This window comes from Brevundimonas sp. AVps4, from assembly GCF_058681525.1.
The window spans coordinates 791,169-805,247 of the sequence record NZ_CM178741.1 but is presented as its reverse complement, the minus strand read 5'-3'; the positions used below and the strand labels follow the sequence as shown (position 1 = coordinate 805,247).

Below are 14,079 nucleotides of genomic sequence, written 5' to 3'. Positions count from 1 at the left end.
CTAGGCCGAAGGCGTACGGCTGCGGTCCACCAGGCCGGTGGTGGAATGGCCGGCCCTCAGCTCGACCCGGATGATGATCCCGCCCTTGGCCCTGATCAGATCGGCGCCGACGATCTGATGCTCCTGATAGTCCGCGCCCTTGACCAGGACGTCGGGCTCCAGGGCGGCGATGAGTTCATAGGGGGTGTCCTCTTCGAACAGGACCACCGCGTCCACATGTCGGATGGCGGCCATCACCTCGGCGCGCGCCCCCTCGCTTTGGATCGGCCGAGTCTCGCCCTTCAACCGCCGCACCGAGGCGTCGCTGTTCAGCCCGACGATCAGCCGGTCGCAATGGCTCGCGGCCTCACGCAGCAGGGCCACATGGCCAGGATGCAGCAGGTCGAAACAGCCGTTGGTGAAGCCGACCGAAAGCCCCTGATCCCGCCAGGCGCCGCGGACGGCCCGGGCGTCTGCGCGCGACAGGATCAGTCCGTCGCGATGGTCGTCGCGCTGATCCTGGTGATTCAGCACGGTGCGCAGCTCCGCGGCGGACACCACCGCCGTCCCGGCCTTGGACACCACGATGCTGGCCGCCGTATTGGCCAGGCGCATCGCCCGCACGACCGGCAGGCCCGAAGCCACGCCCAGGGCGAAGGCGGCCATGACGGTGTCGCCGGCGCCCGAGACGTCGAACACCTCCGCCGCCTCCGTTTCCAGCAGGACCGCCTCCCCGTCCACGCCATAAAAAGCCATGCCCTGTTCGGAGCGGGTCACCAACAGATTGGCGCCCGTCTGGTCCACCACCTGTCGCGCCGCCGCGCCCACGGCCGCGTCGTCGTCGCAGCGCCGGCCGGTCGCGGCCGCCAGCTCCGACCGGTTCGGCTTGATGTAGGCCGCGCCGCGATAGGCGGAAAAATCGGGACGTTTGGGATCGACGAAGACGGGAACCCCGACCTCGCGCGCCCGATCGAACACCGCCGCCAGAACCGCATCGGTCAGACACCCCTTGGCGTAGTCGGACACGATCACCGCATCCGCCTGATCCAGCGCCTGTTCGAACAGGGCGATCAGGGCGGCCTCATCCTCGGCCGACAGGGCGTTTGAGCCTTCGCGGTCGATCCGGACCACCTGGTGGGCGCCCGCCAGGACCCGGGTCTTGGTCGTGGTCTCTCCGCCCTTCAGTCCCAGCAGCCGGCAGGAGACGCCCGCCTGTTCGGCGATCGCGCGCAGCTGATCGGCGGCCTGGTCATCGCCCACCACCCCGATCAAACGCGCCGAAGCGCCGAGCGCCACGGCGTTCAAGGCCACATTGGCCGCGCCGCCGGCCGTGAACCGGTCCCGCGCATGTTTCACCACCGGCACCGGCGCCTCGGGCGAGATGCGGCTGACGTGGCCCTGGAGATAGGCGTCGAGCATCACGTCGCCGATCACCACAACCGTCACGCCCTCGAAACTGGTGAAACGGTCCAGCGGCGAAGTCCGATCGGTCATTGCAGGTCTCAACGGAAGGCGGGGTCAGAACGGCGGGCGCGACGCAGTGTGCGCCCTCGGACGCCGCGGCGTCAAAGCCAGGGCGGGCGGCGGACGATCAGTCGCGCAGCAGCTCATTGACGCCGGTCTTGGCGCGGGTCTGGGCGTCCACCCGTTTGACGATGACGGCGCAATAGAGCGAAGGCCCGCCGTCGGCGTCCGGCAGGGCGCCGGGCACCACCACCGAATAGGCGGGCACCTCGCCCCGGAAGACCTGACCGGTCGCCCGATCGACGATCTTGGTCGAGGCGGACAGATAGACCCCCATGGCCAGCACCGCGCCTTCGCGCACGATCACGCCCTCGGCCACCTCGGCTCGGGCGCCGATGAAGCAGCCGTCCTCGATGATTGTCGGATTGGCCTGGAGCGGCTCCAGCACCCCGCCGATGCCGGCGCCGCCCGACAGGTGCACGTTCTTGCCGATCTGGGCGCAGGAGCCGACCGTGGCCCAGGCGTCGACCATCGACCCCTCGTCAACGAAGGCGCCGATGTTCACGAAGGACGGCATCAGGACGACGTTCCTGGCGATGTGCGCGCCCCGCCGGACGACGGCGCCGGGAACCGAGCGGAAGCCGGCCGCCTGATAGTCGCCCGCGCTCCAGTCGCCGAACTTGTTCGCAACCTTGTCCCAGAACGGGCCGAGGGCGGCCGGATGATCGGCCGACAGAGGGATGGTGGAGGCGTGGCCGGCCCGCATGATCTGGTTGTCGTTCAGGCGGAAGGACAGCAGCACCGCCTTCTTCAGCCACTGGTGCGTGGTCCAGGCGCCGTCCGCCCCCCGCGACGCCACACGGGCCTGGCCGGAATCGAGCAGGTTGAGCGCGGTCTCGACCGCGTCCCGGACCTCGCCTCCTGTGGCGGGCGACACCTCGGCCCGGTTGTCCCAGGCGGCCTCGACGACGGATTCGAGATGCGACAGGTCGGTCATGCGGCGTCCTTGAAGGTCAGGGCGTTGAGAAAGTCGAGAAGATCGGGGGCGATATGGTCGATATGATCGCCCAGGGGCTTTCCATGGCCGTCGCCGATCAGGACGGTCGCCATCCCCAGGGCCTTGGCCGGCTCCAAATTCCTAGGCGTGTCCTCGAAGAAGGCGGCGCAGCGCGGCTCGAAGTCGAACCGCTCGATCATGCGACGAAAGGCCGACGGGGCCGGCTTGGGCGTCAGATCGCCGTCCTCGATGGCGAAGACCCCGTCGAAACAGTCGGCGATCCCGATCCGGTCCAGAACGCGGTGGGCGTAGTCCCTGGCCCCATTGGTGAAGACGAACCGGCGCCCGGGCAGAATCTTCAGCCGCTCGGCCAGACGGGGATTTCGCTCCACCCCGTCCAGGGGCACCTCATGCACCACCCTCAGAAAGTCCTCGGGATCGATGGTGTAGTTGGCCATCAGCCCGGCCAGGGTGGTGCCGTGCTCGTCCAGGAACTGGCGCTGCAACAGCCGCGCCTCCTGGGGCGCCAGGCCGACGGCCTCGACCACATAGGCGTTGATCCGCGCCTGAACCAGGGACATCAGCCCCTGTTCGCGTGGATACAGGGTGTCGTCCATGTCGAACACCCAGGCGTTGACGTGCGACAGGTCGATCAAGACGCCTTCACCAGGGTGCCGGCGCCGAATTCGGTGAACAGCTCCACCAGCATCGCATGGGGCCGGCGGCCGTCCAGAATCACCACGGCTTCCACCCCGGCCCGCACGGCCGCCATGGCCGTCTCCAGCTTGGGGATCATGCCGCCCGAGGCCACGCCGGTGTCGATCAGGCCTTGCGCCTCCTCCAGGGTCATCTGGCGAATGATCTCGCCGTCCGCCCCCTTGACCCCCGGCACGTCGGTCAGCAGCAGCATCCGCTTGGCGTTCAGCGAACCGGCCACGGCGCCCGCCACCGTATCGGCGTTGACGTTGTAGGTCTGGCCGTCCTCGGCCACCCCGATGGGGGCGATGACCGGAACCCAGTCCTCGGTCTCCGAGGCGATCAGCCCCTTGATCAGCTTGGGGTCCACCTTGGTCGGTTCCCCGACGAAGCCCAGATCGACCTCATGCTCGATCATACTGTCGGGATCGCGCTTGGTCCGGCGGGTCTTCTCGACCGTCAGCAGGCCGGCGTCCTTGCCCGACAGGCCGACGCCGCGCACGTCCGCCTCCTTGCCCGCCATGGTGATCCAGTGGGCGATCTCCTTATTGACCGCCCCGGACAGGACCATTTCGGCGACCTCCATCGTCGCCGGATCGGTGACGCGAAGACCATCGACAAAGGCCGACTTGACGCCCGCCTTGTCCAGCATGGCGCTGATCTGCGGCCCGCCGCCGTGCACCACGACCGGGTTCACCCCCATCAGCTTCAGCAGCACCACGTCTGCCGCGAACTGACGCGCCACGGCGCTCTCGCCCATGGCGTGGCCGCCGTATTTGATGACCACGGTCTCGCGGTCATACACCTGAATATACGGCAGGGCCTCGGCGAGCGTCTTCGCCGTTTCCCAGCTGCGTTCCTCGGATTGGCGCTCGGTTTCGTTCATCACCGGCGCGAGATAGCGGGGGACGGGCGGGGAGTCACGCCAATCCTTGCCTTATCGACGCGGCTCCGTCGCACGGCAAGCGGCCTCGAACTCATCGCGCAGACCTTCTAACTTTCCCACCAACTGGGACGTTTCGCCTCGACGCGCGAGATCGCTCAGCACTTTGAACACCCGCCCGTCCAGGGAGTCCGATCCGACATCGTCGTGCCGATGATGATGAAGATCCTGTGACAGAAATTCGGAAATACGCCCCGCGATTTGGTCGTCATTCAGCAGCAAATCTAACGACCCAAAGCCGCTCATGCGGCCAAGTTCGGCACGCCAGTCGGTCAGGAAGTCTGACCAGAGCATGAAGAGCCGCGGCTGATCCCGGCTGAAGCGTTCGGCGTCCAGAACGTGGCGCAGCCAAAGCCTGACGCCGTCCTCCGACGCCATGCCATTACGGTAGGTTAGTGACGCCTGAACTTCGGCGGGATGTCGGATTGGACAGAGGACGGCGGGAGAATAGCCTGCCTCGCTGAGAACTTCCCGCCAAAAAGGATAAAGTCGGCACGCTCGCGGATCTTTCAGGACAATCACATCGGCGCCGTCGAACTCAGATCGCAGCAGCCGGACGCCGTCTCCCCTGAATGGGTCCGACAGTTCTTGCGGAAAGGCGCGCCAGTCGGCCCAGTTGGAGTCACCCGTCGCCAATATCCGATCGTTCAGCTCGCTGACCGCATAGCTTTCCCAAAACCCCTTCGGATTGTCCGCTGCGGGCCCCATGAGGCTTTTCGGCGCTGCAGCGCCCAGAAGCGCGAGCACCCCGGCCACCGAGGATGTGCCGCTGCGATGCATGCCGAGAACGACATAGGCCTTTTTCATGGTGCGAAGTCTCCTAGTCGCGGACTTCTGGCCAAGAAACATCCGTCGAGCAAGGGGGACGCGGGGTTGCGGGATTCAACGGCTTAGCCTAGCCCAAACCCTCGTGAGAACAACAGGATTCCGCCGTGAGCCAAGGGCAGCCCCTTTCAGAAGACATCGCAACCGAAAGCGACGTCATTCAGGCCTATCGGCTGCTTTTGCGCCGCGACCACGAGGATCTCGTCACATGGCGCTCTGATCCACCCCAAAAGGTGGTCGATCTGGTCAGCAATATCCTGAGAAGCCATGAGTTTCGTACCGCAAATATCGCGCCACTCAAGACCGGGCACGTACCGCTGACCAGTTTGGAGTCCCCTCCGCCGGAAGCGCTGGAATGGGCGGGGCGGCGACTCCAACTGGGCGTACGTGCGAGAAAGAAGCTGAATGCCGCCATCAGCTATCTGCAAGCTTACGCCGTCTTGCTTTCCGAGGCCGATTTCAAGCGGGAACTGGAGGCGCTGGATGAAGCCGGCGCCCGATCGAGCCACGACCTTTTAACTGCAGCCAGTCGACTTCAGGCGCTCTCGGACGTACCGACCAGCCACACCTTGACGGGGTGGGCCCGTTCGACAACGACCCCCAACGCGCCCCTCGATCTGGAGGTTTGGGCGGATGGACGCTTCCTCGGGCGCACGACGACGGGGCTTTACCGACATGATGCGTCGGCGCGGCTTAACTCCAGAGGATACGAAGGCTTTCAGTTCGAACTGCCGCGATCTTTGACGGGCCGAACTCGCATCATGGTCCGGGAGGCCAAGTCCAGGCTCATCTTGACCGACGTCATCGCCGATCTGACCTCGCCGGCTCCCGACGTGTTTGGAGCGCTGAGGCTGGAGATCGACGGTCTGAGAAAGGCGGTCGAGCACTTGGCGGAGCGGCTGCCCAACGCTTTGCAAAGTGCAAGTTTCGCGATCGAACGCTACAACGACTATTACGACGCCTGGATTAGGCCCGCCTCGCTCGCGCCGCAGGTCAGATGCGACGTGCCGATGCTGGTCCTGCTGAACACGGTCGGCAGTCCGCAGCCCGCGCTCGAAGACGCTGTCTGGAGCTTGGTGGAACAGACCCATGCCGACTTTTCGGTGGTGATCGGCGTCCTTCAACGCGATCTTGCGTTTCTCCAAGACCTCCTTGCGCGGGCCCGTTGGCTTAGGCCCATCAAGATCGACTATCGCGTCGTCGATACGGAACCATCCTGGCGAGGGGCGGTCGCGATCCCGGCGGACGTCAGGGTCATCCAGCTTATGGAAGCTTCAGGCACGGCGCACCCCGACGCCTTACGGTGCATGGCCGCGCGCTTCGAGGGCGAAACGCCGCCTGCGGCCGTTTACTGCGACGACGACATCTTTGTGCAAGACGACTTGCGAGACTGGCGAAACAGGGGCCACGACCAACCGCGGCTTAAACCCGCCTTCGACTACGACCTCCTGCTGCAGACGCCCTATCTCGGATCGTTCTTGGCGTTTTCGCGGGCGCATTGGCCGGCCGCATCGGTGGCTGAAACCGGCGGGGCGACCTCGGGACTTCTAGCGCAATCCGCCGTCCTGGACCTCGCCTGTGACGGCGCGGCGATCGATCACGCGGCCGAGGTTCTCTACACTCACGCCCTCCCCGCGTTCGACCAGGAGGCAGAGGTCTGGGGGCGGATCGTGGCTGACCGTCTCGGCGCCGCCGCCACGGTGGAACCCCATAGCGACGTATTGGGCGCCGTCGTCGACGGCGCCTGCAGAATCAGATGGCGCATGGCTTCCGACCCGAGCGCGCTGATCATCGTGCCCACTCGGGATCGGATCGATCTGCTTCGACCCTGCGTTGACAGCCTTCTCTCCGCCTTGCCGCACAACAGGACGCGGGGACGGATCCACATTATCGATCATGAAAGCACAGAAGCCGGTTGCCGGGCCTATCTGGAGGAGATCGCCAAGTATGAGGCGGTGGAGGTGGGCGGCTATTCCGGCCCCTTCAACTGGGCGCTGATGAACAACCTAGCCGCCCATGGGTCGCATGACGACGTCCTGATCTTTCTCAACAACGACACCCTGGTGATCAGTCCGGAGTGGCTGGACGAACTGACGTCCTTGGCCATGCGAGACGACGTCGGCGTGGTCGGATGCCGCCTGGTCTATGGTGACGGCGCCGTCCAACACGCAGGCTTCTTGGGGCTTGATGAACGCCACCGCTTTTTGGCCCATGACGGATTGGGCGACCTCGGGTCCGACCCCGGCTATCTGGGGCGAAATGCGCTCGTCCACAGGACCATAGCTGTCACAGGCGCCTGTATGGCGGTTCGACGAGATGTGTTCCGCCAGATCGGCGGATTCGACGCGGCGAGATTTCAAGTCGAGGCCAATGATGTCGATCTTTGCTTCAAGGCGTCGAATCTGGGCTTAAAAGTGCTGTATTCACCGTTCGCCACGCTTCACCATCTGGAATCGCGGACACGAACTCTGGACAAGGCGGAAGATGTCCGCATCGCGGGTGACGCAGCGGACCGAATCTGGACCCGATGGAGAGACAAGGCGTGTCCCGACCCTTGGTACAATCCTCGTTTCGATAGAAGGGCGCGCCATTTCGCTCGATTGAGACCGATATGAACCGCCAGCGCGCCTCTTCTCAAGGTTGAGCAACGCCACACTATCGATGGAACGGCTAAGCCCATACAGCTTTACCGCTCTAAGGCTTGCTGGACTTCGAAACAGCCCCTCCCTAAAAGGAAATGCGAGATTTATGAGGTCGCGCAAACTATGCGCTTTGATATGAACGACCCTTTGCGAGCCTATATCCTGAGGCAGTTCGCCAAGAGAGCCGTCAAGGCGCATCGCTGGGATGTGGCGTCCAAGTTCCACGCTTCTTTACGCCGGACCGGGGCCGCACGACCATCAGACGGCGTACGCCACGCCAAGGCCGTGGAGACGATGGGCCGCAAAGAAGAGGCCGAGCAGCTTCATCGCGAGAACGCCGTCAACTTCCCACTGGACCCCAATATTCATCGCCAAAACGGTCTTTTTCTCCTGAGGCATCAGAAGGAAACTCAAGCGATCCAGGCCTTCGCCCGGGCGCTGGCCCTGGCGCCTGACAATGAAGTCCTGAAAACGGATCTGAAACGGCTTGGGGTCGATGAGGATGTTTTCGTCCCCCTCGCTGTCTCCGCCTTTTATGGATCACCCCCGCCGCGTCCCGCCCGCCCCGGGCCTGTGGCGAAACTACTGGCGCGAAGAGCGGCCAGGCGGGCGAAAGTCCTGCGCCAATCAGGTGATTGGCCCGCAGCCCTCGCCGCCCAGGCCGTGCTGCTTAAGCACAATCCCCATAGCGCCTCGGCCCAGATCCGGCTCGGCCATATCCTGAAAGCACTTGGGCGGCCGCGAGAGGCGGAAACGGCCTATTGGAGAGGCGTCGCCTTGGCTCCGAGGGACGCAGAAAGCTACCTTCAACTCGCTCACGGCCTAAAACTCGCGCGCAGTCTCAACGACGCTGCGCCCGCTTTTCTGCTGACCCAAAAGCTTCATCCGGGTCATCAGGAAGCCGGCGTAGCCGTGCAGGAGTGCGGCCTGTCTGAGAGCGAGGGCGCAGACTGGACCGAGCGGCTCGCGAGCGGGGACATTTCGGCGATCTTGAAGGTTGGCCGGGGCGCTGAAACGAACGCCTGTCGAGACAGATCGAATGAGCACCACACTCGGCCTAAGCGCCCGGATTCGAAAGCCGTCGATGTTCTAGCCGTCGCCATCGCCGGCGACATCGCTCGCGCCGTGGGAGCGTCTCTGTGAGAATTGCGATCGATCTCCAGGCTTGCCAGAACGGCAGCCATGGCCGAGGTATTGGGCGCTACGCCCTGTCCATGGCGCGAGCCTTGGTTCGTAACGGCCGCGACCGACATAGCTTCCGTATACTCCTGTCGGACAGATTTCCCGACCGAGTGACGCCGGTCCGGCAAGCCTTCGCGGGGTTGTTGAACCCCGAGGACATCGTGGTGGGCAGCATCCCCGAGCGGGTGGCAAGCGCCAAGATGGACCTTTCGTGGCGCTCTAGAGCGGCCGAAATCGTCTGGGCCGACTTCATCGCTGAATTCAGGCCCGACGCCTATTTCACCCCGAGCCTGTTTGAGGGCTTCTGGGATGACGCGGTCACCTCAATCGAGCCCGCCCCTTATCTTCGCGCGGCGACCGTTCATGATCTGATTCCTCTGACCGATCCGGAATCATACCTGGGAGGCGAGGGAAACAAGCGCGCCTACGCGCGCAAAATCAACGCCTTGCGACGTTGCGACTTCCTGTTTTCCGTATCCGAGTTTTCCAAACAGGACGTGATCGACCGTTTGGGCGTCTCGCCCGACAAAATTTTCGTCATGCCTCTGGGAGTGGAGGATGAGTTTTGCCCTGGCGCAGTGTCAGAAGATCGTAAACAGGCTTTGCGCCGCAAGTTCCGTCTGAGCGGTCGATTCATCATCAATACGAGCCCGTTTGAGGCGCGAAAGAACATAGCTGGCCTCATCGCCGGCTTCGCCAGCGTTCCGCGCGACCTTCGCGGGGATGTGCAACTGGTCATCGCGGGCAAGATGAGCGAGCATGATCGCGGAGAAATCGCCGCGATCGCCGCAGCGGAAGGCCTGGCGAAGACCGATGTGGTCCTGCCGGGCTTTGTCTCTGACGAAGACCTGATCGATCTCTATCGCTTCTGCGAAATCATGGTCTTTCCGCCCTTCAGCGAAGGCTTCGGTCTGCCTCCGCTAGAGGCCATGGCCTGCGGCGCCGCCGTCTTAGCGTCCTCGGCCACGAGCGTGCCGGAAGTCATGGGCCGCGACGACGTTCTGTTTGACCCTACTGATCCAGGCGACATCGCTCGGGCGATCGCCCGCGTGCTCCGCGATCCCGCCTTGAGAGAAGAGCTACGCGCCTATGGTCCGCTTCGGGCCGCAACCTTTTCCTGGGATCAGTCCGCCAAAGCGATCTTGCAAGTGTTCGAAGGTGCGGCGACACGGTCCGAACCCGCAGTTTCAGCGCCGCCGTCGCGCCCGCCGGTCAAGCTCGCGGTCGTGACCACAAGCGGCATACCGCACAGTCGGGAAAGCCAAGTGGCCAGAGACTATGTCCGCCGTCTCAGCAGCGCCTACGACGTCACCCTCTTTCAGATCGATGGGGATCTGGGACTGGACGTGACAATACCGCTCGAGCGCCGCTCGCTCCACGACTTCATCATCCATGGCGGCGGTTTCGATCGCGCGCTCTACATTCTCGACAGCAGTCGCGTGGATCTGGCCCTGCCCGCGATGGCCGCGCGGCCCGGCGCTCTGATTCTCTATGAGCCCATAACGCCGACTGATAGCCGGACGATGTCAGAAAGCCGAATCGCCGACCTGCGTGCGGCGGGTGGTTTCCGCGCCGTCCTGGAGGCCCAGACCAACGGAGCCACAAATTGGAAGAGAGGCGCCGCCGCCGCCGCCCTGTCCCACGGCTTGGCGGTTGAAGCGGATTCCGCCCTGGCCGGAGCCGCAGGAGTCGCGACCGTCACCCCTCGCGTCGCACGGCTCGGGCCCGAAACGGAAGCGAACTTCCGCCGGGCGCGAGGCATTCCGACCGAGGCAGACCTCTGGCTGGCGTTCTGCGCAGGAGACGAAGAGGCTGAGCGCGTTCTTCAAGCCTTCCGCCACAATCGTCAGGCCGCGACGGACGGCGTCTGGCTGCTTCTGGTTCCCGCTCACAGCCGGTTGCAGGAAGGGGCGCTTCCGGGGCGGGTCTACAGAATGCCGAACGGCTTCTTCGGCCCCTACCTCGAAGCGCTTGGCGCCGCGACAGCTCTGCTGGTGGATGAAGGGCTTCCCGCCTCTATCCGACGCCGCCTTCTGGATGATGCGCGAGCCTTCCAATTGGCCGTTATAGCCGAGGACGGCACCCTCGCAGACTTCGCGTTGACGGGCCAGGGACAGCCGCGCCCGCCTCAATTCGGCGCGGGCTGGCCGCCTAGCGAGGACGCAGGGTTCCTGGCGGACATCGGCGCGATGTTGGAGAATGGGCCGCGCCCGATTGCGGCGTCCGCCGGAGTGCTCGACCGGATTCCGGCTCTTGCGGGGGACCGCCGCCCCGAAACCCAGCATATGCTGGACATAGGGTTGGCCTTGGCCCGAAACGCAGAATGGAGCAAGCCGGGCCGCTTGCTCCTCGACGTCACCGCCGCGCTTCGCGAAACCACTTCCGGAATGTCAGGCGGGACCCGCCGCTTCCTGCGGGCAATCTTGTCGTCTGATCGTGAAGTCCAATTCGTCGCGACTGACGGCGAGTCCTATTATGCAGCAGGCGGCTTCATGGGCGCCGTCCTGGGCCTATCTGCGTTTCACGACGAGGCCCTGGCCTTCCGCTCAGAAGATATCCTGCTGACCATCGATTTACTGGACGGCGTCGCGCCGCTCCCCGCGCTTGTCACAGCGGGCGTTCGCCGCGTCCATGTCCAGGTCGCAGATCTAGTCTTTGACCGGCCGGATCTCGCTCTCAAGATCGCAGGCGCCGCACTGGAACTCGCCGCCTGGGAAGCCCCGTCCACCCCTCGAGCCCCACGCGCCGCATCGGCGGAAATGATAGGCGAGATCGTCTGCATTCGACTTGAGTCTTCATCTCTCCTGGCGGGCGTCGGCTCTTCGGGACGGCCGGCCGTCGCGGCCCTGGCCGAGGCGCTGGCCAAGCCCACCCCAAAGGCGGACAGCCGTCTCGACACGTCCTTTACCGTACAAGGCCATGTCTGGGGCTCCTACAGCTTGGCGATGGTCAACCGCCGCATCGCGAGAGTCCTGGACCAGGCATATCCGGGGCGGGTTGACTTCAAGCCCTTTGAGACCGTCCCAGTGAGCGACCTGACGCAGGTTCCCGACGAGGATCGTACGCTGATTCAGACCCTGCTCGCGCCGGCCCGGCGATCCAGAGTCCACGCAACGATCAGCCAACATTACCCCATCCTGCCGCCGCAGGATCGAGGGGAATTGGGCCTGGCCCTGGTGGCTTGGGAGGAAAGTCATTTGCCGCTGGCGATGACCGCCGTCTTGAACCGGGATTTCGATGGCGCGCTGGCGCAAGTCCGCACGGTTCAGAAAGCTCTGGTGGATTCAGGGGTATGGATACCCTCCGTCCTGACCGGCCTGCCCGCAGATGTTTCGGCCTATGAAGGCGTCTGCACGCGCAAGGGAGCCGCCAGGACATTTCTTCATGTCTCGTCGTGTTTCCCTCGGAAAGGCGTCGACGTGCTTTTGAAGGCTTGGGCCCAGGCTTTCACTGCGCGGGACGAGGTCAAGCTGATCATCAAGACCTTCCCAAACCCGCACAACACCGTGCATGAGCAGGTCTGGAACCTTTCGCGCCTCTATCCGAACATGGCGCCGATCGAGATCGTCAATCGCGACATGGAGCGCGATGAACTTGTCAATCTTTTCCGCGATGCGGACGTCATGGTGCTGCCGACCCGGGGCGAAGGCTACAATCTGCCGGCCTTGGAGGCCATGGCGGCGGGCCTGCCGCTGATCGTCACAGGTCATGGCGGCCATCGCGACTTCTGCGGCCCGGCTGAAGCCCGCCTGCTTGACTATGAGTTCGCCCTGTCGGCCAGCCATGTTCGAGACACCGTTTCCTACTGGGCCGACCCCTCCGTGAGCGATCTCGTAGAGGCGTTGGTCGAGCAGACCCAGCCCCAGCAGCAGTCTTTGATCGAAGCTCGCCGCCAGCGCGCCATGGCCAGCGCGCGACGGGCCGCAGATCCCAAACGCTGGAGCCAGACCGTCTCTGACTTCGCCCTTTCTCTCACCGGGCCGATTGAGCGCACGCCGGTGCGCACCAGTTGGGTGTCGACATGGGCAATTCGCTGCGGCATTGCAGAATACTCCCGGTTCCTGATCGAGCAGGCTTCGCCCGAGTGGCGCGAGGTCATCGAGGTTGTGGCGGACGACCGAACCAAGGCCGAACCCGATCTGGTCGCACACCGCCTCGGCTGGGGCATGGGCTGGGATTATTCATCGGAACGTCTGCTGGAGGATATTGACCGAGCAAACCCCGAAGCGGTGGTGATTCAACACCAGGACGGGTTGATCTTCTGGGACGGCCTCGCCCGACTGGCCAATGACGCACGGATGATGACTCGCGTCTCGGTCGTGACTCTGCACACGGTGCGCAGCCTTGAAGCTTTAGACGACGCCGATCGCGCGCAGATCATAGAGGCGCTCGGCCGTTTCGACCGTGTTCTGGTTCATACGGTCGGCGATCTAAACGACCTGAAGCGGCTGGGGCTGATCGAAAACGTGGCCCTGTTCCCGCACGGCGCCCTTCGACCCAGCGGTCCGGCCCCCATGGTGCGAACCCTTGCTGAGGACGCCGCGCCGGTGATCGGATGCCACGGCTTCTTCTTCGACCACAAGCGGATCGACAACCTTGTCCGAGCTGCGGCCAAGCTCAAGTCGCGCTGGCCTGGGCTGAGACTGCGGCTTGTAAACGCCGAGTTCCCCAATCCCATCTCAAGCAACGCTATCTCCGCAGCCAAGGCGGTCGCGCAGGAAACCGGGATGAGCGGGTCGATCGATTGGGATACTGCGTTTCTACCGGTCGAGGAGATTCAGAGGCTTTTGGCAGAATGCGATCTGCTGGTCCTGCCCTATGATGAAACTGGCGATTCCGTCAGCGGAGCCGTGCGTGTCGCGATGAGCAGCCAGGTTCCGACCTTGACCACTCCGGTGAAGATATTTTCGGATCTGGGCGACGCCGTCGCCTCAGTTCCGACCAATGCGCCCGATAAGCTTGCTGAGGCGATCGCCGACTTGCTTAGCTCGACCGATCGCCGGATCCAACTACAGCAAAGAATGCTGAACTGGCTGAAGATCCACGACTGGGGTCGAATGGCGGCGAATCTCGAGGGCATGATCAAAGCCTTGGCTTACGGCAGACGGCGGGAAGCACGCCAGAATGCGCGAGACCGAACGGTCTAGGCGAACGTCTGCCCCGCCTTATGCGCGATAGGTTTCGAAGCTGCGGAGTTCGGACGTTTCGCGCACAACCTAAAGAAGAGAACAGTGTATGGGATTGTCGATCCGCGTTCTAAACGCGAAACCGCTCAGATGACCGCCGCCCTCAGGCCCTTCAGGGTCATAGCAAAACGGGTGAAGGCCTTTCGCGGAAGGCGCGGCGGCTCG

The 14,079-nt window shown here is 64.1% G+C and carries 8 protein-coding genes; 3 read left to right on the top strand and 5 right to left on the bottom strand.

Annotated features, from left to right (window positions below):
- The 5 genes from rfaE1 to ACW178_RS03875 form a co-directional block, all read right to left on the bottom strand.
- Entirely contained in the window at positions 1-1,473 is a 1,473-nt protein-coding gene (gene rfaE1 / locus ACW178_RS03895) for a D-glycero-beta-D-manno-heptose-7-phosphate kinase (RefSeq protein WP_492024887.1), read from the bottom strand.
- A gap of 97 nt (positions 1,474-1,570) precedes the next feature.
- Entirely contained in the window at positions 1,571-2,440 is an 870-nt protein-coding gene (gene dapD, locus ACW178_RS03890; protein WP_183217473.1) for a 2,3,4,5-tetrahydropyridine-2,6-dicarboxylate N-succinyltransferase, read from the bottom strand.
- Positions 2,437-3,096 (bottom strand): pyrimidine 5'-nucleotidase, encoded by a 660-nt coding sequence (locus ACW178_RS03885; protein WP_152949390.1) that lies wholly within the window; start codon positions 3,094-3,096, stop codon positions 2,437-2,439. Before ACW178_RS03885 ends, dapD begins: the two co-directional genes overlap by 4 nt.
- Positions 3,093-4,022, bottom strand: coding sequence for an acetylglutamate kinase (argB, locus tag ACW178_RS03880; RefSeq protein ID WP_333896744.1), 930 nt, complete (start codon positions 4,020-4,022; stop codon positions 3,093-3,095). The genes ACW178_RS03885 and argB overlap by 4 nt, the downstream gene beginning before the upstream one ends.
- 51 nt (positions 4,023-4,073) lie before the next feature.
- Positions 4,074-4,886 carry a sulfotransferase family protein gene (locus ACW178_RS03875; protein WP_287104564.1) on the bottom strand — a complete coding sequence of 271 codons (813 nt, stop codon included), beginning with the start codon at positions 4,884-4,886 and terminating at the stop codon, positions 4,074-4,076.
- Positions 4,887-5,011: 125 nt separating this feature from the next.
- Between ACW178_RS03875 and ACW178_RS03870 the strand changes: the two genes are divergently transcribed.
- The 3 genes from ACW178_RS03870 (at position 5,012) to ACW178_RS03860 (ending at position 13,875) form a co-directional block, all read left to right on the top strand.
- Positions 5,012-7,519: a glycosyltransferase gene (locus ACW178_RS03870; RefSeq protein ID WP_492024886.1), complete on the top strand. Its 2,508-nt coding sequence runs from the start codon at positions 5,012-5,014 to the stop codon at positions 7,517-7,519.
- Between the two features lie 162 nt (positions 7,520-7,681).
- Positions 7,682-8,689, top strand: a complete 1,008-nt coding sequence (locus ACW178_RS03865; RefSeq protein WP_492024885.1) for a hypothetical protein — start codon at positions 7,682-7,684, stop codon at positions 8,687-8,689.
- Positions 8,686-13,875, top strand: a complete 5,190-nt coding sequence (locus ACW178_RS03860; protein ID WP_492024884.1) for a glycosyltransferase — start codon at positions 8,686-8,688, stop codon at positions 13,873-13,875. Before ACW178_RS03865 ends, ACW178_RS03860 begins: the two co-directional genes overlap by 4 nt.
- Positions 13,876-14,079: the final 204 nt, after the last annotated feature.